This is a genomic window from Pseudoalteromonas sp. SA25, from assembly GCF_011378705.1.
GTDB lineage: Bacteria > Pseudomonadota > Gammaproteobacteria > Enterobacterales > Alteromonadaceae > Pseudoalteromonas > Pseudoalteromonas arctica.
In genome coordinates, this window is the sequence record NZ_WTKV01000002.1 from 305,539 (window position 1) to 332,122 (window position 26,584).

General features: G+C 38.7%; 26 protein-coding genes and 2 pseudogenes. 12 read left to right on the forward strand and 16 right to left on the reverse strand.

The window, feature by feature from the left end; genetic code table 11:
- The first annotated feature begins 91 nt into the window (after positions 1-91).
- Together GQR45_RS02770 and GQR45_RS02775 are read left to right on the forward strand one after the other, a co-directional pair.
- The gene (locus GQR45_RS02770) at positions 92-1,600 is read left to right on the forward strand and encodes a sensor histidine kinase (RefSeq protein ID WP_165721709.1); all 1,509 of its coding nucleotides are present in this window, start codon (positions 92-94) and stop codon (positions 1,598-1,600) included.
- Positions 1,594-2,274, forward strand: a complete 681-nt coding sequence (locus GQR45_RS02775; protein ID WP_165725069.1) for a LytTR family DNA-binding domain-containing protein — start codon at positions 1,594-1,596, stop codon at positions 2,272-2,274. The genes GQR45_RS02770 and GQR45_RS02775 overlap by 7 nt, the downstream gene beginning before the upstream one ends.
- Positions 2,275-2,422: 148 nt before the next feature.
- Here GQR45_RS02775 and GQR45_RS02780 read toward each other — a convergent pair whose 3' ends face one another.
- Complete coding sequence (locus GQR45_RS02780; protein ID WP_165725070.1) at positions 2,423-4,471, reverse strand: TonB-dependent receptor; 2,049 nt, start codon at positions 4,469-4,471, stop codon at positions 2,423-2,425.
- 381 nt (positions 4,472-4,852) lie between these two features.
- Between GQR45_RS02780 and GQR45_RS02785 the strand changes: the two genes are divergently transcribed.
- A complete protein-coding gene (locus tag GQR45_RS02785; protein WP_206008504.1) occupies positions 4,853-5,149 on the forward strand; it encodes a hypothetical protein in 297 nt (98 codons plus the stop codon).
- Positions 5,146-6,702 (forward strand): PepSY-associated TM helix domain-containing protein, encoded by a 1,557-nt coding sequence (locus GQR45_RS02790; RefSeq protein ID WP_165725071.1) that lies wholly within the window; start codon positions 5,146-5,148, stop codon positions 6,700-6,702. Before GQR45_RS02785 ends, GQR45_RS02790 begins: the two co-directional genes overlap by 4 nt.
- An 83-nt stretch (positions 6,703-6,785) precedes the next feature.
- On the opposite strand, the gene yddG is transcribed toward GQR45_RS02790, so the two are convergent.
- A complete protein-coding gene (yddG, locus tag GQR45_RS02795; RefSeq protein WP_165725072.1) occupies positions 6,786-7,694 on the reverse strand; it encodes an aromatic amino acid DMT transporter YddG in 909 nt (302 codons plus the stop codon).
- Positions 7,695-7,875: 181 nt separating this feature from the next.
- Between yddG and GQR45_RS02800 the strand changes: the two genes are divergently transcribed.
- The 7 genes from GQR45_RS02800 to GQR45_RS02830 all read left to right on the forward strand — a co-directional run bounded on the left by GQR45_RS02800 (position 7,876) and on the right by GQR45_RS02830 (position 15,623).
- Positions 7,876-8,529 (forward strand): TetR/AcrR family transcriptional regulator, encoded by a 654-nt coding sequence (locus GQR45_RS02800; protein ID WP_004334664.1) that lies wholly within the window; start codon positions 7,876-7,878, stop codon positions 8,527-8,529.
- 3 nt (positions 8,530-8,532) lie between these two features.
- Positions 8,533-9,015: a putative 4-hydroxy-4-methyl-2-oxoglutarate aldolase gene (locus tag GQR45_RS02805; protein ID WP_165725073.1), complete on the forward strand. Its 483-nt coding sequence runs from the start codon at positions 8,533-8,535 to the stop codon at positions 9,013-9,015.
- A 464-nt stretch (positions 9,016-9,479) separates the two neighbouring features.
- Complete coding sequence (locus GQR45_RS02810; RefSeq protein WP_165725074.1) at positions 9,480-10,682, forward strand: amidase family protein; 1,203 nt, start codon at positions 9,480-9,482, stop codon at positions 10,680-10,682.
- Complete coding sequence (locus tag GQR45_RS02815) at positions 10,679-12,280, forward strand: gamma-glutamyltransferase (RefSeq protein WP_165725075.1); 1,602 nt, start codon at positions 10,679-10,681, stop codon at positions 12,278-12,280. The genes GQR45_RS02810 and GQR45_RS02815 overlap by 4 nt, the downstream gene beginning before the upstream one ends.
- Entirely contained in the window at positions 12,268-13,092 is an 825-nt protein-coding gene (locus GQR45_RS02820) for a sulfite exporter TauE/SafE family protein (RefSeq protein WP_024593246.1), read from the forward strand. The genes GQR45_RS02815 and GQR45_RS02820 overlap by 13 nt, the downstream gene beginning before the upstream one ends.
- Positions 13,093-13,095: 3 nt before the next feature.
- On the forward strand, positions 13,096-14,325 hold the full coding sequence (locus tag GQR45_RS02825; protein ID WP_165725076.1) for an alanine--glyoxylate aminotransferase family protein: 1,230 nt from the start codon (positions 13,096-13,098) through the stop codon (positions 14,323-14,325).
- Between the two features lie 14 nt (positions 14,326-14,339).
- Entirely contained in the window at positions 14,340-15,623 is a 1,284-nt protein-coding gene (locus tag GQR45_RS02830; protein WP_165725077.1) for an allantoate amidohydrolase, read from the forward strand.
- A 138-nt stretch (positions 15,624-15,761) separates the two neighbouring features.
- On the opposite strand, the gene GQR45_RS02835 is transcribed toward GQR45_RS02830, so the two are convergent.
- The 10 genes from GQR45_RS02835 to GQR45_RS02880 form a co-directional block, all read right to left on the reverse strand.
- Complete coding sequence (locus GQR45_RS02835; RefSeq protein ID WP_165725078.1) at positions 15,762-16,064, reverse strand: hypothetical protein; 303 nt, start codon at positions 16,062-16,064, stop codon at positions 15,762-15,764.
- A 44-nt stretch (positions 16,065-16,108) separates the two neighbouring features.
- Positions 16,109-16,357 carry a DUF1272 domain-containing protein gene (locus tag GQR45_RS02840; RefSeq protein ID WP_165725079.1) on the reverse strand — a complete coding sequence of 83 codons (249 nt, stop codon included), beginning with the start codon at positions 16,355-16,357 and terminating at the stop codon, positions 16,109-16,111.
- On the reverse strand, positions 16,351-16,713 hold the full coding sequence (locus GQR45_RS02845) for a 2OG-Fe(II) oxygenase (protein ID WP_024607240.1): 363 nt from the start codon (positions 16,711-16,713) through the stop codon (positions 16,351-16,353). The genes GQR45_RS02840 and GQR45_RS02845 overlap by 7 nt, the downstream gene beginning before the upstream one ends.
- Positions 16,714-17,061: 348 nt before the next feature.
- Positions 17,062-18,249, reverse strand: coding sequence for a hypothetical protein (locus GQR45_RS02850; protein ID WP_010553585.1), 1,188 nt, complete (start codon positions 18,247-18,249; stop codon positions 17,062-17,064).
- A gap of 167 nt (positions 18,250-18,416) precedes the next feature.
- Positions 18,417-19,955, reverse strand: a complete 1,539-nt coding sequence (locus GQR45_RS02855; RefSeq protein ID WP_165725080.1) for a glucan biosynthesis protein — start codon at positions 19,953-19,955, stop codon at positions 18,417-18,419.
- Positions 19,956-20,484: 529 nt separating this feature from the next.
- A complete protein-coding gene (locus GQR45_RS02860; RefSeq protein WP_165725081.1) occupies positions 20,485-21,003 on the reverse strand; it encodes a hypothetical protein in 519 nt (172 codons plus the stop codon).
- Positions 21,004-21,165: 162 nt separating this feature from the next.
- Complete coding sequence (locus tag GQR45_RS02865) at positions 21,166-21,435, reverse strand: hypothetical protein (RefSeq protein ID WP_165725082.1); 270 nt, start codon at positions 21,433-21,435, stop codon at positions 21,166-21,168.
- Positions 21,436-21,753 carry a hypothetical protein gene (locus tag GQR45_RS02870; RefSeq protein ID WP_165721719.1) on the reverse strand — a complete coding sequence of 106 codons (318 nt, stop codon included), beginning with the start codon at positions 21,751-21,753 and terminating at the stop codon, positions 21,436-21,438.
- Positions 21,754-21,906: 153 nt separating this feature from the next.
- Positions 21,907-22,176: a hypothetical protein gene (locus GQR45_RS02875; RefSeq protein WP_165725083.1), complete on the reverse strand. Its 270-nt coding sequence runs from the start codon at positions 22,174-22,176 to the stop codon at positions 21,907-21,909.
- A gap of 129 nt (positions 22,177-22,305) precedes the next feature.
- Entirely contained in the window at positions 22,306-22,653 is a 348-nt protein-coding gene (locus GQR45_RS02880; RefSeq protein ID WP_165725084.1) for a hypothetical protein, read from the reverse strand.
- 315 nt (positions 22,654-22,968) lie between these two features.
- On the opposite strand from GQR45_RS02880, the pseudogene GQR45_RS21295 reads away from it, so the two are divergent.
- Positions 22,969-23,112: pseudogene (locus GQR45_RS21295) on the forward strand (IS110 family transposase); the annotation flags it as partial.
- Positions 23,113-23,160: 48 nt separating this feature from the next.
- On the opposite strand, the gene GQR45_RS02890 reads toward GQR45_RS21295, so the two are convergent.
- The 4 genes and pseudogenes from GQR45_RS02890 to GQR45_RS21305 form a co-directional block, all read right to left on the reverse strand.
- The gene (locus GQR45_RS02890; RefSeq protein WP_240920118.1) at positions 23,161-24,033 is read right to left on the reverse strand and encodes an alpha/beta fold hydrolase; all 873 of its coding nucleotides are present in this window, start codon (positions 24,031-24,033) and stop codon (positions 23,161-23,163) included.
- Positions 24,034-24,148: 115 nt separating this feature from the next.
- Complete coding sequence (locus tag GQR45_RS02895) at positions 24,149-25,066, reverse strand: hypothetical protein (RefSeq protein WP_165725086.1); 918 nt, start codon at positions 25,064-25,066, stop codon at positions 24,149-24,151.
- Positions 25,067-25,287: 221 nt separating this feature from the next.
- Positions 25,288-25,668, reverse strand: coding sequence for a transposase (locus GQR45_RS21300; RefSeq protein ID WP_240920120.1), 381 nt, complete (start codon positions 25,666-25,668; stop codon positions 25,288-25,290).
- A 75-nt stretch (positions 25,669-25,743) separates the two neighbouring features.
- A pseudogene (locus tag GQR45_RS21305) lies at positions 25,744-26,584 on the reverse strand (transposase); the annotation flags it as partial.

Genomic DNA, 26,584 nt, shown 5'->3' on the forward strand with positions numbered 1-26,584 from the left:
TAGTGAATTGTGCAAAGGTAATGTTTAAAATAAAAAGACAATTTTATCTAAGCATATCTGCTCAGAAACTATAATAAAAACGGAGTCACATATGCAGCAAGCCAATACACCAATATGGCAACGCTTTAGCATTACCCAGCTAATAATTTTTTTACCGCTAATAGCCGCTATTATGCTCGACTCTCATATACGCTTTTTGTCATCACATATGGATTCAACTAGCCAATATCTGACTATTAATATTCAACTTTTTTTACAGTGTATTCCCTTTTTTATTGCCCATGCGTTTGCATATCGTTTATTACTTACACCCGCAATCATAGTTTGGCTGTTAGGCTTTTTAGCCTATCCATCTCTCTTGCTAGTATTTAATAACCAACTTCTTAACTTTTCGCAATGGCAATACCTTGATGCACAATGTTGGACACTGTGCGCATCTGCAAGTGGTATATGGCTTATTACTAAACGCACTAATAAAAATAACAATGTGTTGAGTAATAAATGGCTTAAATCCTTGTTTTCACTTGATACAGTCGTGTTTATAGTACTTTTAGGTTGGGCAATAGTTACATCAAGCATACTCAATACGCACACTGATCCTATGTTAAACCAGCCTATTGAGCCTGTTATTGATGTTTATAAAGTATTCACACAGTTTGATACTTTTTTGGGTTACCTTTGGCAAATTACTGTTTGTGCCGGATTAGTATATGGAGTGTATTTATTAAATAGATATTTATTAATACGCTACGTATTAACCTATCATGGCGTATTAATATTTTTGTTTGCAAGTTTAATAAGCCTCGTTGTACTTACACCTATATTAACATCGTGCTTGCTACTGTTACCTATTAACGATTTACCCTCAGGCATTGCTAACTTAACACCAGGCGGTAATGATAATATTTTCAGCCCTGAAAATTATCAGTTCGTATTTTTGTTTTTAGCTATAAGCACACCGATTATTTTAGCGTTTGAACGACAGCAACAACACGTTCAAATTAGCAACATTGCCCAGCAACAAACAAAAACAGAGCTAATGCTACTTCAGCAGCAAATTAACCCTCATTTTTTATTTAATACATTAAACAACCTTTACGCGCTGACATTAAAAAAAGCAGATAATGCACCAGATCTTGTTATGCAATTAGCTAATTTACTGCGTTACAGTGTTTATGAAGGCCAAAAAGCACAGGTGAGTTTAGAAAAAGAAATCAATTACTTAAAAGGTTTTATTGCATTACAGCGTTTGCGAAGCGCTGAGCGCTGCAACTTTGATGTGCAATGGCCTGAACATCAACAACACTATTTAATTTCGCCGCTACTGTTAATAATGATTTTAGAAAACGCGATAAAGCATGGTGTAGAGCCCACGTCACAAAAAGTAACGGTTGTGTTTAAAATCACCATGGCCGATAACATACTAACGCTATTTTCCTCTAACCCTATTTTACCTAATAACAATTCAGAGCATGGGATGGGACTTAACAATTTACGCCGTAGGCTAACTCTTTTATATCCAAATAAGCACACATTAATTATTAATGAAAATAAAAACCTTTGGCAAACCACACTTAAATTGGAGCTGGCTGCATGCTAAACACAATAATTGTTGATGACGAGCCGCTCGCGCATGACGTTATACTGCATCATTTAAGTGCCCATAAAGATATTAATATAAGCGGACAATACCTTAACGCTAAAGATGCATTATGTGCTTTAGCCACATCATCTATTGATTTGTTATTTTTAGACATAAACATGCCCGAACTATCAGGGATTGCATTACTAAAAGTGCTCGCGAATCGACCACAAGTGATTATTATTAGTGCGTATCAAGAATATGCTTTAGCCGGTTTTGAACTAGACGTAACTGACTACCTACTAAAACCAGTCTCTGCGCAACGCCTTGAACAAGCACTCAATAAAGTACGGAAAAAAAGAAAACACATAACGCTAAATCCCAAGGCACCTCTGACTATTACGCTTAAAATCGATCGTGAAAAACATAAAATTCAATTAAGCGATATAGACATGTTTGAAGCGTATGGTAATTACGTAAGAGTATGGCAAGGTGAAAAATCATTACTTGCAAGCAGTACTCTCAAATACATATTGCAGGAACTTGATACTTCATTTATTCAAGTCCACAAATCTTACGTGATTAACAAAAATAAAGTTGTTGCGTTAAGTAATGAAAGCGTTCGACTAGCATCAGGCGTGTCAGTTAAAATTGGCAAGTCATTTAAACAACAAGTGCGCGACATTATTTAATTTAAGCTCGGTTAAAGTTCCCCCTTTATTTAAAAGCCCTAATGCTTTAGGACTTTAGGACTTTAGGACTTTAGGACTTTAGGGCTTTAAATTATTTTACCTTTAAAAAGTAGCGTTACAATTTCCAATTCATTATTTTAGAAGCACGTTAAAAACGATACGTTACTGAAGCACCTAACGTTTGAGGATTCACTACCGCAACATAACCCGTTGGGTAGGGACCACTTGCAGGCTCAACTGACGTAAATGCTTCTTCATCTAATGCATTATTAATAAAAGCACTCACCAACCAATGATCGCTGTTATAGCTTATTGTTGCACGCGTAATTGTATAACCTCCGGCAACACGCTCTTCTGTATTAGTTAAATCGCCATAGTAATCGTCTACATAATTAGCGCTCACATTTAACTTTAAGCTATCAGTAAACCAATGCGATAAACCTAAACTTGCAGTTAGCTCTGGTGCTGAGTTTAATTCGTTACCCACTGCATCTGAATAAGTCGCTGATTCATCTATTTTAGTTTTTAATAAACCTAGCCCTGCATGTAACTGCCATTGCTCACCTAGCATGCTATATGCTTCAAGTTCTAAGCCATAGCTATGCGCATCGTCAATATTAGTGATTTTTCGACTTGAGCTTAAGGCTTGATAACCATTAAAGTTATTGTAAAAAATATTAGCACTAATATTTAAATCACCATTATTTAGTACGCTACGCGAGCCTACTTCATAGGTATTTACTGATTCTTGCTCGTAGTAATAGTATTCTTGTGCAGCAAAATCTAAGGCACCACCACCAGCGTTATAACCACGACGAGCACTTGCCGATAAGGTAGTGTTATTAGTTACTTTATATTGAACAGCTACCGTAGGTAGTTTTATCGTATTAGAATTATCTAATTGCTCAACTAATCTGCTGCCACCAAAAGCCATATCAAAATTACGAAGTTGTTCTTCACGCTCAACTCGCAGCCCAGCTGTTAACGTAAGCTCATTTGTTAACTCAAAGCTTGTTTCGCCATAAATTGCTTTAGAGTCACTACTATCGTCACCAAAATAATTGGTTGCACCAACGCTTTTAAAGTCTTGTTCACGGTCAAAATAAGCAATACCTACAAAACCCGAATAAAAATCACTATTTAAGCCAAAATTTAATTTACTATCAATTGTGATATTTTTTTCATCCATAGAAATATCAGACTCCGCACTGGCAAGTGCCTCATATGCATCAAAGCCCCAGTCATAATCCATATAAGCGAGTAATATATCGAACGAAAAGTTATCATTTATTTTATAATCAATATTTACCTGAGTCGTGTCTGATTGGGTATCCATATCGCGCTGAAATAACGGTACATAATCAAACGGTTCATCACCTTCAAAGTACTTACGGCCTGTATTACCCTCTTCACTGTAGGTAGAGTAAGTTAGCTGTACAGCTAAATCTGTTGTTGGGGTATACAGTAATTTTGCACGCGTACTACTGGTATTAAGCTTATTTAAGTTTTTATCTGTTGGATTGGTTTCATGTATCGTTGGATTGCTAAAGGTTTCACCATTTACATATTGAGTAGACAAACGAAATGCTAGTACATCCTCAATTAAAGCCCCTGAAACAACCGCGGCTGTATCAAGATAACTATCTTGATTTCTATACCCAACGCGTACAGCACCTTCAAAATCTTGTGTTGGTGCTTTGGTTGTCATATAAACTGCACCACCAATGCTATTACGACCATTGCTAGTTGACTGCGGTCCACGGTATACCGCTATTTGATCTATATCCCACAAACCTGTATCACCGGTTAAATCAGCTACAAACGGCTGACTTACACCATCAACAAGCGTTGATACTCTTGCTTTAGAGCCACCACTAAATGAGTTAAAACCTGTTGCACCACCATTACCCGACACACCGCGCATGTCTGGCACGGCTCCAGTAAGTACCACTACATTTGCCATTTCTGCCAAAGCTTCTGAAACAGAACCTAGTTGTCCATTTTCTAATAGTGACTTATCTACCACGGCAACCGATGTAATCGTATCTTTGAGTGACCTTTCGATTTTTTCGCCTGTTACAATAATTGTATCTATTGATTCTCGACTTGTTTCATCAGCAAATGCATTGCTTTGAGCCAATAACAAAGAGCTTGTAATCAGTAGTGAAAGTTTATTAGGCTTAAATGAAGCTACCACAGTTATTTCCTTTTATGGATAGTTGTTTTATTTTTCGAAAAAATAGCACAAACGCACACTTGTTGCAATTGAGTTTAGTTATCATTTAGAATGGCAACATCATTAATAAGTGTTTTAATTTATGTTGCAACTTACCCTTTCTCTTATTTTATTTACTGCTACATCCCTGTTTTATCTTAGTAACCGCCACCAACGACTTCTAAGCAAACCCATTAACAAAAGCTGGCGCAAGCTCGCATTTATCCTTTTTATTATTGCAATACCATTAGCCTTATATGCTTTTTCTAATGCGGCAGCCGTATTTTTTATCATTTTAATGATAATGCTCGCTTTAATAATAATTCCGCTCGTAAGCCTGATTAAACACAAGGAAGTAAAATAATGTCATCTGCACAAAGGCAAAAAATAAAACCAACTTGGCTTGGTAAAAGTTTGGCTGGTTGTTTTTTAGGGCTAGCGCTAGCGTTTATTCTCGTTGCTTTTTTTGCATGGTACGGAGCGGGAGGCATAGATGCGCCCGACAAAGTGCAATTTAATATGTGGATGATACCCATTTTATGGTTAACTATTTTTAGCTTCACCTACCTGTTTAGTTCAGCAAAAAATGCTTGGCTGACACTTGGGGGCTTAAATATAACGCTATATAGTTTATTTATAATTTTAAGTAATTGGCTATGAGAGTAAGAGCCGATATTTTGCGTACCTACCAAGGCGTGCATACATGGACTGGAATAATTGCAGGTTTAGTACTTTTTATAGGTTTTTATGCTGGTAGTTTAACCATGTTTAAACACGAATTAGCACAGTGGGCAAACCCCGCCAGTGCACCAGTGACTAAACCACACACTAACAATCACCAAACATTAGTTGATCAAGCAATAGCTAAGTACCCTGAGCAAATGGGTAATGGTTTTTCTCTCGATTTATTAACAAATCAAGCGCCACTATCTTGGTATAGCCAAGGTAAAGAGCGCGGAATGAAACTTGATAATCAATTACAGGTACTCTATCTAAACCAGCAAAATGATCTTGTAATACAGCAACAAAGTGAGAATAAGCTTGCAGATTTAATAGATTACTTACATCGAACCGCAGGGTTTGCAGGCGAAATTGGGCACGACCAATCAGGCGTATATATACTTGGTATAGCATCTGCGCTGTACTTTTTAGCATTGGTGTCTGGCGTAATTATTTTACTACCTACGCTTGTAAAAACCTTTTTTGCGATTCGAAAAGAAAAAGGTGCCAGTCGCTTTTGGCTCGATAGTCATAATTTAGTTGGGATCGCCAGCTTGCCTTTTCATTTAATTATAGCGTTTACTGTGGTGGTATTTGCATTTCATGATCTGGTTTATGATGGTCTATCAGCATTTTATGACGATAAATCCTTTTTTCAACGTCCTGCCCCAGCAGCACATAATTATCATATTGCAAACTTACCAAGCATAAATAAGCAGCTCCTAGCGGCAAAAAACTACGCCCCAGGTTATGAGCCAATTCACATTACATTTAGTCGTTTAAATACAAACAGTCCGACAGCAACATTAAAAATGAGTAATAGCAGCGCTGTCGTTCGCGGACCTGATACCGACTACTTATTCTTACACCCCTATACATTAGAAGTACTTAACTCAAGCTATCCGCAAGGAGATGATGGTGTTTGGGGTAATATAGTAGGAAGTTTCTTTTCACTTCACTTTGGTACTTATGGAGGTGAATGGGGACGTTGGGGGTATTTTGTTATGGGACTACTTGGCGCATTCTTATTTTACTCTGGTAACTTATTATGGCTAGACAAGCGCTTTAAACAAGATGCCAACAAACGAAGTACACGATTTATGGCAAATTTAACAATTGGTGTTTGCTTAGGGTCAATGATTGCAGTGGTTGCCACTTTATTACAAGCTAAATGGACTAACCAATATATGGGTAACGCAAATTACAGTTATCTCTATAGTTACTATTTGGTATTTTTTGCCTTTGTTGCTTATACCTTTTTTAAAGGAACTCACCACGCTAGCTATTGGGGCTTAATGGGTATTGCATTTTTATCTGCTGGTATGGGAGTTTCAACACTTATACAGGCTTTATTAGCTGATGATTTTTTAAAATATTATCAAAGCGGTTTTGTTGATATTAGCGCTGCAGTATTTGCATTAATATTTTATTATTGTGCAAAAAAAGTTAGAAATAAATCAGTAAGCTATGCAGTTATACCTGCAAAATTATAAAGAAAAACTTAATGAGGCGTATTGCACGCCTCATTAAAGGTATAAATTTAGATTTAAAATATAAAAACATTAACTAACGTAGATTAGTTTACTGTGCGTTTAGGCTTTTCTCGCGTTACAAAGTAGCAAATTAGCGAGCCCACTGTTACCAGTACAACCCCTTGCCAAAACGAAGCACTCAGCGTAATAGATAAATACAACGCCGAAATAATACTAGAAAATACCGGTGTAAAGTACGAAAGCGTACCCAAAAGCATTAAGTTACCGCCAATAATAGCTTGATTCCACAGTGCATAACCGCTCCCTACGACTACACCAGCTAATAATAACGTCATGCTTGAGCTGAGTGAAAACGTTAATGGCGCTTCATTACTAAAACCATATTGCGCCCACAAACTCATTGCCGTAACAGTAAAAAATAACGTAATGGCATTTTTACCATTACTCAGCTTTTGGGTAACTACGCAATAAATAGCCCATATAAACGCTGCAGCTAATGCCATTAGGTAAGTAGCAGGATTATCAGCAAAGTTAGTAACAAGCGTATCGAGTGACATTTCTTGATCGCCCGTAATACACCAAGCAACCCCTAAAAAAGCAATAATCATGCTTGGGTAAACCCAGTAACTTACTTTTTTACGACCAATAATAATAGAGAGCAGTATTGTTAGCGTGGGCCATAAATAATTAATAACCGCCATTTCCATTGCCTGATGACGACTATTTGCCATACCAATAGAAAGCGCCAAGCAAATTTCGTACGATACAAATAATAAAGTACCTACTACCAAGTAGCGTTTCGAAAAACCACTAAACTTGGGCACTCCCATAACCAAAATTAAAAATATCGCACTGACAGAATACATGGCCGCAGCACCACCAATGGGGCTAAACAACTCAGAAATATCCCGTAGTAATGCAACTAAGCAACTCCACAGTAATATTGCAGCGACTCCATATAGTGTATATTTATTTTTGCTTATAAAATCCATTTGCCAACCCAAAAGTACTACTCGTAAATTTGAAACTAAACTAACAGTAATTATTTAATTAAACAATCAACGTTAATAGCTTAAACCTCTCGCCTGTTTTTAACATTCACCCTTTTTAGTAATTGACCTTTTGGTCAGTGAAGCTACAATCAATCAATACGTTAAACACGCAAACTCTATAATGACCACACAAATAAAGCCAAATAAAAAAGAAGTTACACGCGAGAAAAACCAAAAATTAATTTTAGATGCCGCCGAGCAATTGTTTTCGCAATTAGGTTACGACGGAGCAAGTATGAGCATGGTTGCTAAAGAAGCGCAGGTGCCAAAAGCTAATATTTTGTATTACTTTAAAAGTAAAGATGGTCTGTACGAATCTGTGATCGACCGCATAATAGCTAATTGGAACTTGGGGCTTGATAACGTCACAATTAACGACGATCCAGCTACCGTGCTTTATAACTATATTAAAAGCAAAGTAATACTCGCCGTAAATCAGCCAATGCAATCTCGCTTATTTGCCAGTGAAATACTGCGCGGTGCCCCTTATTTACAAAACTACTTTAGAACCAATACCCGCCCTTGGGTTAAACAAAAGGTTGATGTACTTCAAGCATGGATGGATGCAGATAAAATGGATAAGGTTGATCCCTACCATTTACTTTTTACTATTTGGTCTACCACGCAATATTACGCCGACTTTCAGGCTGAGGTTTTACTCGTAATGAACAAATTAGAGTACGACGAAACCGATGTGGCACAGATTACGCAATCAATTGCCCACATAATTTTAAAAGGTATTGGTCTTAAAATACCTGAGCAAAGTGAGACTTAACCCATGACCCCCTTTACTACACCCGATTTATTTGACGATCATCGCGATAAAGTACAAGTAGCAGACAGCGGCCTTTATCACTTTGGTAAAAAAACCACGTTTTATGGCAAAGTAGTTACCGTTACCTGCCCAGAAGACAACTCTTTTGCCGCCGATATATTGCATGAAAATGGTGAAGGTAAAGTATTAGTTATAAACGGGTTTGCGAGCAAACGCTTTGCGTTTATAGGCGATATTATGGCTGAGCGTGCCTTAAGCAATGGCTGGGAAGGCGTAATAATAAATGGCTGCTGCCGAGATATAGAAATACTTGCCACGATGAACTTACCTGTAATGGCGCTAGGCTCTACACCTCGTAGTACCTTAAAGCGCGGCTTTGGTGATAAAAACCAAGCTATTACCATGCTTAGCACCACCATAGAACCTAACGATTGGGTTTACGCCGATATTAACGGTTTAATCATCAGTAAAACGGCCCTTATTTAGCACTCACAACCATATAAATAAAGACCAACTTGGTGCACCTTCGCACCAAATTGGTTTGTTTTAACTCATTTTAATGTCACTATTTCTACAGCCCACATTTACAAATCTCATACAACCCAACAAAACCTGACCAGTTGGACAAGATTTTAATTTATGGCATTCCTCTTGCTTAGTCTAAGCACTATAAAATCAAAACTACCGATTAAAAAGCGGAGCTTTAGCAATTGCATTAAATTAGTGATCTATTATAACGCGAAGAAAATAGCGCAATAACAAGGCAAAAATTATGACATATAGTTGTTCTCTATGAATAATTTTTAACGAAGTAAGTGCGCTATTTAATCCGATAGAATGATCATTTTTTTAATAAAATTGGTATTAAAATAATAATAACCAGCCCGCTTTTTAATCACTCTTAACTTAATAAGTAAGTACTTGGTCAGTTTTATAATAATGAGCTGCAAATGAGTGATAAAAAAAACAACAAAAGTATATTTTGCAATCACGGTCCTACCCTGTGGCAAACAAACCACTCTGGTCTACTTGCAGACAGTCGCTTAGCCGTAAAAGATGTATTTGCAGTAAAGGGTGAGCGTAACAGCGCAGGCAACCCACACTGGTTTAAAACAGCTAAACCGGCTCAAAATACGGCAAGCTCGGTTAATAAGCTCATGACCGCTGGTTGTAACTTTATAGGCTTTACCCACACAGACGAACTGGCTTATAGCTTAGAGGGTAATAATATACATTATGGCGCTGCGCAAAACCCAAAATTAAAAGGGTATGCTTGCGGTGGTTCGAGTATGGGGTCTGCTGCATCCGTTGCTGCAAACTTAGCTGATATTGGCTTAGGCACCGACACCGGCGGCTCAATTAGAATACCCGCCAGCTATTGTGGTTTATATGGCATAAGGCCAAGCCATAACGTGATTGAAAAAGACGGCCTAATACCGTTGGCTCCCCCTTTTGATACCATAGGTTGGCTTACCCAAAGCGGTGAGCTATTAAGCGATGTAGGTAATGTACTGCTACCAAATCAAGCTATTAATAACGTTGATACCTTAGTTATTTGCGAGCCGTTATTTGAACTCGTTGACCCTGCTTTACAAGCCCCACTTAAACAATTGCTTGAGAAAACCAAGCCTAATTTTAAGCATCATATCGATTTTAAGCTCCCCAAAAGCAACTTATTAAGCGAACTGGCTGATAGTTTTAGAGTACTGCAAGGGCGAGCAATCGCTAAAACGCACCGAGACTGGCTTGAACTCCCAGATCAGCTTTCTCATTTTGCGCCAGCAATTGCGGCTCGTTTTAAAATGGCATTAGCTTTAACCGAGCAAGAAGAACAAGAGGCGTTAAAAATACAGCACGAGTGGCAAGCAATCGTCGCTAAAAACTTAAACGAACACAGCTGCTTATTTTTACCCACCACCCCTACAACTGCACCTAAATTAGGCGCCGACACAAGCGCCTTACGCATGCAAATTATTACGCTTTCGGCAATTGCAGGGCTTAGTGGCTCAGCGCAAGTGCATTTACCGCTGGCTGATTTAGCAAATGATCATCCGTATGGTTTTTCATTAATGATGACCCACGGTAACGATAAAAGCCTACTTGCTTGCGTTACACACCTAGCTGCACACTTTAAACAAGGCACAACGGCATGACCACACACAATATTGCATTTACCGCGTCTCATTTTTCAGCAACAGAGGCGGGTATAAATATACTAAAACAAGGCGGTACAGCTACCGAGGCTATGGTAGCGGCTGCCGCTGCTATTAGCGTTGTATATCCACATATGAACTCAATTGGTGGCGACAGCTTTTGGCTTATCGATAACCCAAACCAAAAAACGCCTACCGCTATTGACGCCTGCGGCCGCGCAGCAACTAATACAACGGCGTATAACTCGCTCACGCAAATACCAGAGCGCGGCGGATTAAGCGCACTAACTCAAGCGGGCACAATACGCGGCTGGCAAAAAGCGCTTGAACTAGATGAGCATGCAGCACTACCACTGCCAAAAATTTTAGCACCCGCTATTGAGCTTGCGCGCGAGGGCTTTACCGTAACAAAAAGCTTGCAAGCAGGCTGCGAAAAACTAGCCGCTGCTAACAATACCAATGAGGCGTTTAAAAGCCTCTACATACCCAATGGTAACCCCTTGCAAGCAGGTCAACATTTTAAAAACCCTAAACTTGCAGCAACGTTTGAATACCTAGCAAAACATGGCTTAAACGCATTTTATGAAGGCGCACTTGCCAACTCATTTGCCGCCGACTTAGCAAAAGCAGGCAGCTCAATTACCGCAAGTGACATTGCAAATACAAAAGCTGAGGTAGTTACTGCGCTAAATGCAAACCTCAGTGGTATTAATTGCTACAACTTACCCGCGCCAACACAAGGCGTGCATTCACTACAAATAATTGGTGCCGTAAATAAGTTAAAGCATTTAGCTAAAACCGATGCCGACTGGACGCACTTAATTGTTGAGGCAACTAAACAAAGCTTTACGCATCGCCCTACCCTTTGGGCTGATCCTGAAGTATTAGGGGACGATTATAAAAACGCACTAACCGATGTTCGCTTAAGCGAACTTGCTAACAATATTGATATGAGTAAAGCCAAAAAATGGCCATTTAACGCAGAGCCTGGCGATACTGTGTGGATGGCTGCCAGAGATAAAAACGGGCAATTAGTCAGCTTTATTCAAAGTATTTATTGGGAATTTGGCAGCGGAATATTAATGAGCGAAGGCGGCTTTGTGTGGAATAACCGAGGTTTAAGCTTTAGTTTAAACAATGAAGATATTGATGCGAGTAACAATATTAACGCCCTTGCGCCAAATAAAAAGCCGGCTCATACACTTAACCCAGCAATGGCAAAGTTTAGCGATGGTCGTCGACTTGCTTACGGAACAATGGGCGGTGAAGGGCAACCACAAACCCAAGCCGCTGTTTTTGCAGGCTACGCATGGCGAAATAAATCAATAAAACAAGCAATTAGCGACCCTCGTTGGTTACTTGGACGTACATGGGGCGATACAAGTACAAATTTAAAAATTGAAAAAGAGTTAGTTTTTCATATAGAACATGAATTAAATCAACGTGACCACGATTGGGTAACCGTTGATAATAATAACGAAATGATGGGGCACGCTGGGGCTATTTTAGATACACCTACAAGCCTTGAAGCTGCAACAGATCCTCGTTCAGATGGACGTGCAACAGTAACTACAGCAGGAACACAATGTCAGAAATAATAAACCAATGGCCAATAGTTGCGGCCTTAATTGCAACCGGTATTTTTGCCGGAATTTTAGCAGGACTTTTTGGTGTAGGCGGCGGTATTGTTATCGTACCTGTGCTGTATTTTTTACTGCAAGGTTTTGGCGTAAGCCCAGAGTCGGCAATGATGATAGCCACCGCCACATCACTTGCAACCATAGTACCTACTTCGCTTTCATCTATTCGCTCGCATCATAGCAAAGGAAATATTGACCTTGCGCTAATAAAATACTGGGCACCGTTTATATTAGTTATGGCGGTAGTCGGTAGTATTATTGCTCATACCGTTCGCGGTAACGCATTAGTGCTCATGTTTGCCTGCATTGCTATTTTAGTCAGTTTAAACATGTTATTTAGAGCCGGCGCACCCGCGCTTGTAAAACAACTGCCAGGTAAATTTGGTCAAGGCGTTATGGCAAGTATTGTAGGTGGTTTGTCGGTAATGATTGGCATAGGTGGCGGTACTATTGGCGTACCTATGCTAAACGCATTTAATGTACGCGCCCATGTTGCAGTAGGTACTGCGGCCGTTTTTGGTTTATTGATTGCGCTACCAGGTGTTATTACCTTATTAAGTATTGGCACAACGCCAACCGATGCTCCCCTAGGTACGTGGGGGTTAGTTAACCTCCCTGCCTTTTTTCTTATTATTCCGCTGACTATTTTATTTGCGCCTATTGGCGTAAAAATTGGTAGCAAGCTGGATCAAAAACAACTAAAACGCGCTTTTGCCGTTGTCTTAATGATAACCGGCATTCGCATGCTCATTCAGACTCTGGGAGCCTAAGATATGTTTAATAACACGCAAGTTCAAACCTTAAACCCACCACAGCGTTTATTAATGGGACCAGGTCCAATTAATGCAGATCCTCGTGTTTTACGTGCTATGTCGGCGCAACTTATAGGTCAATACGACCCAGTAATGACCGGTTTTATGAACGAAACCATGGCGCGTTACCGAGAAATTTTTAAAACTAAAAACGAATGGACCATGCTAATAGATGGCACATCGCGCGCAGGTATTGAAGCCGTATTATGCTCAATTTTACGCCCTGGCGATAAAGTACTAGTGCCAATTATGGGGCGCTTTGGCCACCTACTTGCTGAAATAGCAGAACGCGTTGGCGCAAAGGTGCACACAATAGAAGTACCGTGGGGCGAAGTGTTTACGCCAGAGCAAATCGAAAAAGCCATTGTTGATGTAAAACCCCATGTACTTGCTATGGTACAAGGCGATACATCCACCACCATGAACCAACCTCTTGAGCATATTGGCGATATTTGCCAAAAGCACGATGTACTATTTTATTGCGACGCCACCGCTTCAATTGTGGGTAACGAACTTCCTGCCGATGAGTGGAAACTCGATGCGCTTTCTGTTGGCCTACAAAAGTGTTTAGGCGGTCCTTCTGGGTCAGCGCCATTAACACTAAGCGACAAATGCGCCGAGTGGATCCAAAAACGTAAAAAGGTAGAAGCAGGTATCCGCACTGCCGATCATATCGACGGCACAGAGCCCTTTGTGCGCTCTAACTATTTTGATTTAGGTATGATCATGAATTACTGGGGAGAGGAGCGCCTAAATCATCATACCGAAGCCACCAGCATGCTGTATTGCGCCTCAGAATGCGCCCGCATAGTCATTGAAGAAGGCGTGGATAACTGCATAGCGCGCCACAAATTACATGGCGATGCCATGCTAACGGGCATTCAAGCGCTCGGCTTAAATGTATTTGGCGATTTAACGCATAAAATGAACAACGTACTGGGTGTTTATATACCCGAGGGCATTAATGCCGATCACGTACGCGGACAAATGCTAACCGATTTTGGAATAGAAATTGGCACCTCATTTGGACCACTGCATGGCAAAATTTGGCGTATTGGCACTATGGGCTACAACGCCCGAAAAGATACCGTACTACAAACTCTTGCTAGCCTAGACGCTTGCTTGCATGCTAATGGCTACAAAGGCCCTAAAGGCGAAGCCGCTATTGCCGCCCTTGCTCACTATAAATAAAAAAAGGATTTAGCATGACGATTGTAAGCCCACAACACAGCCCTTTATTAGATAAAGAACTTGCTGATGAATACGCAACACGCGCTTTATCTCGCTGTAAAACCCTCAGCGCACTATCGCAAATGCAAGATGGTATTCACCGCGTGTACTTATCAAAAGAGCACAAAGAGTGTAACGCCGTTACTGCATCATGGATGGAAGAGGCAGGCATGCAGTCGTGGCAAGACGAAGTGGGTAACCTTTGGGGGCGACTAAAGTCGTCAAACCCCCATGCTAAACGTTTAATTATAGGATCGCACCTAGACACCGTGCCAAACGCTGGTGCGTTTGATGGTATTTTAGGTGTACTACTGGGGATAGAAATTGCAGCGCTTGCATATAAGTTAAAGCTCGACCTGCCCTTTCATTTAGACGTAGTGGGCTTTTGCGATGAAGAAGGCACTCGCTTTGCCACAACTTTAATTGGCTCAAAAGCCCTCGCTAACGAATTTGACCCACAGTGGCTAAACATTAAAGACACAAACGGCATAACTATGCGCCAAGCCATGCTGGACTTTGGTTTAAACCCCAACGACTATGCAAAGGCCGCACTAAACAAAAACGAATTACTAGGTTACTGGGAAACTCATATTGAACAAGGCCCGGTGCTCGAATCGGTTAATCAGGCGCTCGGAGTAGTAACGGCTATAGCAGGTGCTAAACGCGCTATGCTTACCCTAACAGGGCAAAGCGGTCATGCGGGTACAACGCCAATGAACTTGAGGCAGGACTCACTAGCGGGCTGCGCTGAATTAGTAACCGAAATTGAAAAACTAGCAAGTAATGCTAAAAATGGCGAAGTTGCCACCGTAGGGCAAATACAGTCTCGCCCTGGGGCTACAAACGTGATTGCAGGCAAAACAACCATAAGCCTAGATGCACGCGCACAGAGCGACACCGATCTCGCTAACTTACTAAGCGCCATACAAAGCAGCGCTCAATCTATAGCAAGCAAACGCAATTTAACACTCGATTGGCAATGGACTCATGCCGCCGGTGCCGTTGCGTGCGATACTCAAATTCAGCATTTATTTACCAGCGCATGCAAACTCAATAACCAAGCATCGCCTTCACTTGCCTCAGGCGCAGGGCACGATGCAATGGCAATCGCTCCAATTTGCCCCGTTGGCATGTTGTTTATACTCAGCCCTGGCGGTATAAGCCATCACCCAGCAGAAGCGGTTATCGACAGCGATGTAACAAAGGCACTCAGTGTAATGTACAGCGCGCTTTTACTGTATGTGAAAGAGCTTGAGTGATTTTAAAGGAATCGAGTAAACCAAATAGATTAACTTGGTATGCTTAGGAATTTAAACCTCCTCAAAGTCATTTGGAGGTTATTACTGAAGGCAGGTAAATGCAGGAAAACGCAGGAATATACGTTATTTAAAGTAGCTTTATCGAGCTGCCCTTTGCTCTTTTAGGCTAAGGCGTTTATGTGAGCTATATACATGTTGAATGTTTGTACCATTGACCAAATATGCATCCATTTCAACGGTAATTAGCCCCGATAATGGCTTAATTTCAAGAATACCCAACTCACCTAAATTTGCAGATAGTAAAGTATTATTCCTAAAAGCGAACAAAGTCTTGTCAGTATCTCGTAAGTCACCATTCACATATAATTTAGCACCACTAAACCAAGAGTTAATTATTTTAATTTTGATTGACTTAACGGTAAATTCAAAGGGTTTTCTCATCAGATCTCCATACCCAGAAAATGTAATTATTATACTTTATGTTCTTATGTGTTTGGCGCACAAACACTTTCTTTTAGCACCCGCTTAGTCGATGCTGGGTAATTTTTTAGTGCAGCCAAAGGGCGAATTGGCCGTTGAACCAAATTACCTGAGCAGTTTGGGCACACGTTATTTAACAGCGTTTGAGCACAGCCAGAACAAAACGTGCATTCAAATGAACAAATAAAAGCCTCACTGGACTGTGCAGGTAGATCCTTATCACAACATTCACAATTAGGTCTTAAATCTAGCATTTAGAGCTCCTTTTTATCCACCCGATACTGAGTAAATATCTATTACCTTTTATAACTTTTGATACCTGATGCTCACTTACATCAGGGCGGAATAGCTTAACCCGCTTTGTTTCAAATATCGGATTACTACAAATAAACTCACCACCCAAATCTGCTTTTTTAAGCACTATATTCAATCGATAGTGTTTACCAGATTCAACTTTGTCTGTGTGTGGTGCTATTTCACTTCCTTGTGGGAATTTAAGCAAATATGTATCAAATTTAATTGGCCACGTAGCACCACAAATCAACATTTTATCGTAGCCTGACTTTTGCCTACCTCGCTCCCAACAAAATAATTTACTCAAAAAAAACATGCAATCCCGCGAAACAGCTAACAAGCAGCAGGTAAACTCGTTTTTTATTTATTTTTATTGGTAAATAAACCATAGCCGAGTTCATATTTTGGTTCAATCGTTTACTGTATTTTACGTAAAATACAAAAAGTGTTCGGTGTTGTTTAAATTAGTATTTTAGAAGGGAACACTGGTGTTTGAGTGACTTTATTGAGGTACTAAGGGCTTATCTTTCTTAATACATCGCGTTTTGCAGCTTTTCTACATTATGAACAAGGCAATACAGTTGCCGCAGCGTAAAGAAACAGCTAAACAGGACAGCCATTCTAACTTAATGAAAAAACTTAGGCTGGCGTCACTGTTAATTCATCAAAAATTGAACATGTTTTCCAGAGCCGCCTCTAAAGACATGGGCATATGACGTTTATTCATAATTCGGTTGTTAAGCTCTTCTTTAAGTGATTTAACCGTAGTGCAATACTCTAAACGTTTAGCAATTTCATCACATTCATTATTTAGCGCCGCTAAATGGTTTACAAAATTATCTTTAATTTGCGCTTTACTACGACCATTAAACTTACGCCACACAATTGTATATTGGTCATTACTTTCTTTTTGTTGCCGATGCTGTTCATTTAGCTCGATTATTTTATTTTGCAGTAACGGAATTAAGTTTGCTTTGGTTTCTTCGTCAAAATCGACATCGTCGTCAAAATGGCTTATGTAAAGTTGTAATAAAGTAAAACCGTCTTTCTCTTTTCGAGCTTGTACTAACTGTTGCATTAGTTCGTGTTTTTCTGCTTTTTTTGCAAGATCAGATTCTTTATCTGGATGCAACTTAGATGCTAAACGTTTATACATTTTGTTTAGCTGCGAGCCTTTAAATAACTTTTCTAATTTTGAGTTGTTTTTTTGTTGTTTAATTTCATCGCGATCAAATCGCTCGTGTTGGTCAAAAAAGTCATCCCAATCTTCATCTTGTTCATAGTGCATATTATCTGCACTAAACGCTTCATCATCTTTCTCCTCACCAAAACCTTGCTCGTCAAGGTGCTTATAAAGCAATGAAGGATCAGCTGTTATTTCTCTCAGTTCGTCATCTGTTAATTCTAAACCGGGGAAATCTTGCTGTAACATATTACGTAATATGTTTAACTCTGAAGAAGGGATTGTACTAACCGTATCTTGGTTATACTTATTTAAGTAAGATTGAAAAACTTGAGACACTTCCTCAACATTCAACTCGCCAATGAATGGATGTTCTGACAAATAATCTAAATCTTCATTTATCCAATCCACAAGTTCATTACGCTGTTCAATAGTTAAGCTTTTACGTTGGATAAACTTACTAAAATGAATAATTTGTTCTGCAATCATTTGAGCTTGAATTTGCTCATGGTGCTCTACTTGTTCTTGAAATTGAGAAAACAGGATCTGCTTTTTAATATCAAAGTTTGCGTTACGCTTAGTATGTTTTTCAATTCGCTGCCATAAACGCTCTAATTCAGAAGGCGTTTTAGTCGCCGCTTGTTGCTTTACATTTTTTAAAAATGTCATATTAAGTTCCACTAAAATTTGTATCCATTACTTTTTATGCACGTAATTTGTATGCTTGAATTATAAATTTAATTAAAGCATACATAAAGCCAAGCATTAAAAAGAACAAGGATAAAAAGCGCCTGAGTTCATTTAAGAACAATATGCTAAACAGTTATTTTAAGGTCTTATTTAATCGTTACCTTTGCATCACTTACCCATGTTTCAGTTATAGCTTGATCATTTTTATCAACTAAATACGCGCGTATGTTCACCGGATTGTTGTTAGCTTGTTTGTAGTCAAACGCTAATCGCCATTGGTTTGTACCAACTACCGGATAAACTCCAATAGGTTCTAGTATTTCACCGTTGCTGGCTTCAACAATCGGCTTTATACCACTTTTGTTATCTAAGCCTTTAAATACTGGACCTTCAAAATCAATCACCATCTTGTTAACGCCTTCAGGAATAGGCTGGCCGGGAATTCCGCCTAAGCCTTGGCGAGTATTTACAACGCTTGCAAGCGTTTTTGATTTTGGATCGAGTGGACGCCATTCAATATCATAAGAAAAGGTAAACTCATCACCTTTGCGCGCCTCTTTTTCGGGCACCCAGTAGGCAACAATATTGTCGAACGTTTCATCTTTTGTAGGAATTTCGATTAACTGTACTGCGCCTTTGCCCCAATCGTCAGTAGGTTTTATCCACGCTGATGAACGCTTATTGTAAAATACGCCGTCGTCCTGGTAGTTATTAAAGTCACGATCTCTTTGGATTAAGCCAAACCCTTTTGGGTTCTCATCAATAAAGCTATTGGTCGACACCGACTGAGGATTATTTAATGGGCGCCAAATGTATTGACCCGCTCCCGTATGAATAGCCAGCCCATCACTGTCGTGAATTTCTGGGCGCCAATCTTTAGCGGTTGTTTTATCTTTTTGTGAGTACCAATACATACTCGTTAATGGCGCTACGCCTAAGCGTTCAACATCGGCACGCATATACAAATTAGCCGTTACAGAGGTAATATGGCCTTTGGTTTCTTTGTTATCTTTACTTAAACCAAATCGATAAGCACCAGTGACAGAAGGCCCTTCAAGCAATGCCCAAACAGACACACTTTCACCTTTTTTCTCTGCAGGACCAATCCAAAATGCAGAAAAGCGCGGAAATTCTTCTGGTTGATTCATGCCCGTATTAATCGCGATACCTCGAGCCGACAGTCCATATTGCCCCTCTGGCCCATCAGTACGAAAATAAGACGCACCTAAAAAAGATATCCAATCTGGTTTCATATCTAGGCGCATTATTCTAAAGCCTGCAAATCCAAACCCTTCTGGGAGATCGTGAGCTGGGCTGTCATCAGGCATATCAAAAACATCATTACTAAAAGGTACATTTTGTACCTGATTTTTATCGTCTCTGATGTAAATACTTACTGGCTCAGGAAAATATCGCCCAGGATAAAATAATTGTACAGGTGCCTTTTTTCCACTTGGGTATAAGGTTTCATCTTCTTTAAAGCGTATTTTCCAGTGTTCGTCATACGTAATTTTATCGATTAACTCCGGCGCTGGCACCTTGGTTTCTGTATAGGGCTTTTCGGCTGAGGCTTTTGCCAGCGCTTTTAAGTCTTCGAATGAAAACTGCGTTTTATCTACTGCTTCTGTCGCGTAAGACGACATCGAAGTGCTAAAAATAATTGCGATAAATAACTTTAATTTCATAAAATGAATGTCCAATAAATTGAGTCAAATAAAAATGGGAACGCTGCACGAACGTATGTTTAACTTAAAGTTCTGTATGGATATTACGTGACGTAATATGAACTAGCGTTTACTAAGGTATTGTTATTTGATTACAGAACCTCCCATAATTAATTTGTTTTTACGGGAATTGGTTTTAAGGGAAATTGCGCGCGTTTAATGATATCGCTGAAGTGAAAACAAGCGGAGATAGCGCAGTTTATTGGACGAAGCCCTCAAGAGGTATGGATATATTTAGGTTTTAGTTGCCCACTTTTCTAAGGAAAAAATTTGTAGAGTGGCTGGTTTTTCTAATCGTTATAGGTGCATAGTTGATTTTTGGCTAAAGCTTATTATAAGCAGTAAAAAGTGAAGGGTAAGCCTATATAGAACTCTGGTATTTAAATCGATAAGGATTACATTTAAGTGTTGAAAAACAAAGAGGCTCACCACTTTTAAAATTTGCAATTAATAGCTAAATTTGACTAGTCGTCCACCTCAGGGCGTGTTGTTACGTGTTTGATACATATAAAATTATATGTGATTTAACTCTATACCAAACAGCTAAGCCACCTATTTGCGAATAATCAAATGGTTGCCCATTTAGATTTTCTAAATTAACTATGATACCACCAACAAAACTTAAATCTAACACCTCAAATTTGTGAGGTTTAACAAACCATTCTGGCGATGCTATACCGTGTGAAAATGCATTACGAGTAGCGGATATTAGTGATTTTATAATTTTTATTTCACTATCATCAGATTTCACTTTCTCTAAAATACAATCTAAACAAATAGCCGTTGCGCCAAAAGCTGTACTTACTGCCATTTGAGATGCACGAACAATGCTATCTTGATTTTTAAATTCACCAGAAGAATAAGAAACATTTTCTTCATCGAGGTTCAATTGAAGATCTTGTCCAAATAAGTCAGCATCAATTTCTCCTAACTCTGCGTAACACATGTTTCTTATTGAGTACTCAAGTAATTTGAAAGATAGTTCGGTATCTTCAATTAAATTATTCACCACAACTCCAGAAACACATGACGAGCCTGTAGATTAACTCGTTTTTAATTTGTTTTTATTGATAAATAAACCATAGCTGAGTTCCTATTTTGTTCAATCAGTTACTCAGTTATACATAAACTTTCAAAAGCGGCTCTGGTAATAATTCAAAAGCCTGTCATCTCAATTCGATATATCGGCATTATTTTTTGTTTGATTTATACCAATAAGGATTTTCTCCAAATAAGTAAAAATAAGCATTATTGCTAACTGTAGGCAAACAAAAATAATAATGGAGAACGGTGAACTCGATAGCATGCTTTGTGTTGTTTTTCCCGAAGTGTCGGCCAAATAAAAATCAACACAGGTCAAAAGTAAAAATAGACCCGAAACATAAAGTACAACTTTAACTTTTGCACTGCGTAGCTTTGAAACCACTTCATCATTAGTCATTCAAAACGCCTTTAACTGTATTATTTTTTTAAGACGTTTTTTAATGACCTTTTGCTCGCAATAAAGCCCGATAAAACCACCAACAGCAATTGAAGCCACAACCAACAACCAATATAAAGAGCTGTTAGATTCCTGAATACCCGAAATATAAAGGTATAAGTTGAACGGGATAATAAAAAATAAGCTACCTAGTACTTTAATGAATTCCCTAAAAAGCTCTGTATCAGACTTTGCTTTGTCGATATGAGAGTTAATAGTTTCATTTGATATCTCATTTAGCTCTGGGTATGTTTTTTGTAACCAATTTAAATAATTCAATTATGCATCCTTGTATTTTTATATCTAGTACTGCCTTAAATAGGCAAAATATATTTGCTAAAGTAAGCTACATAGCAGTAAAAACCAGATTTTTTTTGTTCTGCTTTACGACTTGTTATACGTTTTTACTACTCACTATCAGATTACAAGCTATCACCACACCACATCAGATCGGTAATACTCTACAATTTCAGCTAACTCTTTATCTGATTTAACTAAGAACTCAGCGGAACATCTTTCTCTAACATGAATTAAAGGTAAATGATCTGTATCAGATGAAATTACACCAAATACATGAAACTCAGTATTCCAGCATTGACCATACTTTTTATTTCCAATTTGACAAAGATTCATAACTATATTTAAGTAATCATCATCGCTTTCAAGTAATTTGGTAGCAAGTATAATTGCATCATCAAACATTTTATTTACACCGAGCTTTAGAAGCGTATAACGAGGCTGTAGAATAGCTCTAACAGCCAAATAATAGTAAGTTAAAATAGAGACGCAGAAAAATGTTATTTGTCCTAGTTTATTACTTGTTATAAACCATTAACTACCAAATTCTCGGCTAACAATTGCTGCGGGGACAATATCTTCTGGTAGATCACTAGAAGCCTTTTGAGCAAAGTCACCAGCCATACCAAATACTTTGTCAACTGGATCGACTTTCACTCCGTTTTCGACAGCTAACTCCAGAAGTTTCTTGCCGATATCGTTACAAGAACTAACCCAGTTTTTTGGTAATTTCCCCACAGTGATTTTAGGCTGACAAACTAGTTTAAAAGTTTCTTTACCTTCTTGTATTTGAATTGAAACATCAACGAACCCACTTTTATATGGGTTAGCGAATACACTAGAACTAACCAGAATTATTGCTCCGACAAATATTTTTTTCATGACACTTCCTTATGGTTTATAACGGGCCTATAGATTGGCTCGTTTTTTATTTGTTTTTATTGATAAACAAACCATAGCTGAGTTCCTATTTTGGTTCAATCTTTTACTGTATTTTACGTGGAATATTAAAAGAGTTTGGTGTTGTTTTAATTGACGTTTTGGAAGGAATTACTGGAAAATTTAGTGTAGTTGGCTTTTTTACTCTTTCAAGAATGGGCAGGATTACCTGTGCGTTATTTATCTTGGGCTAAAGCACCGTTAATTGACCACGATAGTTGGCAGCAAGAAGCCATAGGAAAGCCTCATAATACCATCATCAGATCATTGGCATTTAAGTGGATACGAATCCTATTTAGGTGCTGGAAAACACATACGCCCTACGATGAATCAACTTACTTAACGGCATTGAAAAGTAAGGGATCACCGCTGTTAAAATTTGCGGTGGAAAGTGAGCTTTAGCGCTTGCTGTCCACCTCAGGGCGTGTTGTTAGCTGCTGCCGTAACCATTTAAAGATTGAACAACCACTTTTCTATTTTGCTAGAGTCTTCTTTATTAAAAACCATTAAGCTTGAATGAGCACGATTTTCAAAAATAAGTTTTGTTAATTGCTTATTTTTAACAGGTAAAAAGTAACTTATCGGTGAAACTGAATCAATATTTGAATTTACTAATAAAACCGGCTTATTACTTTCATTTAAATTAATTAATATATCTGTTTCTTTTAGCGTAACTGAAGCGTCTTCCATTGCATGAGTTACAATATTATCTATGTGTTTAGAAAAAAAACGACTTAACAAAGGAGATTTATTTGGTAGGTATTCTTTTGCAGCAAGATCGAATCTCATCATAGGAGCTAGCAAAATAGCCGCATCTACATATTCAGATGACAGAAGATTACTTGCCGTTAGAGTTCCCATTGAGTGTCCGACAACAACTATTAATTCTTTATTTTCCTTTTTATCTGTCATTTGACGGATAAGTTGAAAGAGTAGATGATGCTCTCGAGAGCCAAAGGCAAACTTTTCATTTGATTCACCATGACCAAATAAATCAGGAATCACCACATTCATGCCAAGTGCCCTAAAATAGATCGCAGTAGCCATCATTACTTCTTTATTCCCGCCATATCCATGCAGTATAACGGCTGTGCCGTTAATACGGTTAAAAGTATCCGGTGTCATCGTGTGAGATATTGTATTTTCTACTCCACTGCCTATTGCATGAAGGTTGTAATAAACAGAGCTACCTGTTGGGAAATCTTCAGAGAAATACGGAGGCGCAGTTAAATATGGAATACACACCTTTTTCTGTGAGCAAAACTCATGTTTTGTGAAACCAATTTCTTCAGGCTCAGCTTTGATAAATTCTGCCTCTGACAAATAAATATCAGGGTTTGATATGATGTAACTACCAACCGAAGTACAGCCAGACGCCAAAGCAGCGAAAATAATATAAAAAACTAATTTAATTATGTTATTCCTTTTTAGCGATTTGTTAGGTGTTTGTTTTTAACCATGAAATTGCGTTATTACTAATTGTTCCGTTGTGTGTAAGAACGGCATTATATTTAGCATAACCATAGTCTTTAATGATCAGGTAGCTGTCACAAGATATATGGTTTAATTTATTGTCTACAGCGTCAGTTTTTAATGCGACTATTGGATCGCCTTCAGATTTTACGGATGTATACATAATTCCATCAATATCTTCTCCTTCAGAGAAAATAGAAAACAAACGTGAAGTAACCTTATATAAGTTGCCACTTTCTTTTCGTCGCAGGATATCAGATAAAAACATGTCGCAAAGTAAGTGCGCAAGAAAAACACTTTCTGTAAACTTTGCTTCTTGATACTCATAAATGGCCTTAAAGTAGTCAAACATGTTTTGTGGCATGAATCTAGGTTTACATTGCCTATGGACGTAATCATAGATACCAACATAATATACATTCACATCACTATTTGCCGTTGATCGTAATATATTTACGCTATCACTAACCTCAGTATTCGATTCAGAGAAAGCGACATTAACCCCACTTTTGCCGTTAAAATATATACAGCCGTAATAAACAGGTTGTTTCTCTTGGTTCAAGCGTCCTAAAGTTGCCTTATCACTCAATTCTTTAGGGATATATGACAGTTTGGAAACGTCAGTTTCTAGGTGATTTACTTTGTAAGTTCTAGCTCTTAAAAATTTAGTTTCAGCTTCAAGAGGAATATGTAATGACGTAGTGAAAAAACCAATAATTTCAGTCAATATTTCATCGAGAGTATTTTCAGATAAGTCTCTATTCTCCGCGATAAAGTCATTTAGAATTGCTATTTTCTTGGAAACATAGCTTGCTAAATCATCTTGAGAGTTTAGATCTCTGGCTTTGTTATCGATCAGATTTTTTACTTCGTTATTTAACATGAACACCAAACCTAAAAACACCTAACGAGCCTGTAGATTAACTCGTTTTTAAATTTGTTTTTATTGATAAACAAACCATAGCTGAGTTCCTATTTTGGTTCAATTGATTACTGTATTTTTATGCAGAATATAGAAGTGTTTGATATCGTTTTAATTGGCGTTTTGGAAGGGATTAAGGGTGGTTGAGTGGCTTTTATTTAGGGTAAAAGGGCTTACCCTCCTTAATGCATCGTGTTTTGCAGCTTTTCTATATTATGAACAAGACAGTACAGTTGCCATTGCGCATTCACTTTCATTTGACCCCGTAAGGTCAATTTATTCATGCCTTTATTCACCGTAATATTCCCGAACACCGGTTCGATACACCCGAGTCGTTTGCTGTATTGTCGTCGACCTATGGGGCTGTCTATTTTTACTTTCATTTTGTCGATATAGCTTAGCTTTTTGCGTGATTCATTATTTATAAACTGTACTTGTCGCCCCGTTTTAATGGGTGGCTTTCGCANCTGCTGTAGCGGGCACGTTTTACAGTCTTTTAAATAACCGCAGAATCGCGTGTATTGCTGGTTGTGGCTTTTTACATTGATACCACTTCGCCACATGGCATTGCCTGCGGGGCAGCGGCAAGTTTGGGTTGCTTCATTATAATGAAAATCATCTGAGGTAAATAATCGTGGCTAGCCTTTGCTGCGTTTTAGTCGGCGCTTTTCTTGCTCCGTTTCGTATGTTTCGCTGGCTTTAAACAGCGGATTTCGTTTTCTAAATTGGTTATCCGCAATGTACGTATCGAACCCACTTTGCGCCATAAATTCAAGATTTACTTCGCTGTTAAACCCACTGTCTGCGGTGAATTTGATGGTATGCTCATCTGCCATTTTTTCTGTATTGAGTTTAGCGAGTTGCTGTTTTAATTGTGCAACGGCTGGCTGTAAAGTTTGTTGCTCGCCTACTGAGCCCCACGCTTGTGCTTGCAGGATAATTTGGTGTTTATCATCGTTTATCGCTATGCCGTTGTAACCTTGGATTGTGCCTTTTGAGGTCGTCATTTTTGCACTATCTGGATCAGTGATATTACTTTTAACAGGCTTGCCTTTACTGCCTGTTTTCTCTTCGTGAGTGGCTAAAAACTCGGTGATTTTATCTGCACTTTTATCTAGCTTTTCTTTTTGTTTTAAATCCTGAGTTATCAATTCTTCGCCCAGTCCATCTTGTGATTGGTGGCGTTCAATAATACGTTTGCTTGCGCGTTCTAGTTTTGCTTTTTTGCGACCTAACTCATCGAATGTGCCACTCCACTCTTTACTCGCATTGGACTTTAATTTACACCCATCAATGGCAAACATGTTGCGGCCTATCAAGTCTTCCTCATCACATATCATCAGCACTTGCGTAAAAATCGGCTCAATCTGTTCATGCATTTTAGCAACGAAGCCTGCTATTGATGTGTAATGCGGCTGGATATCTCCCGACACACTCATAAATAAAATGTTCGTCTCACACGCTTTAGCAATTCGACGG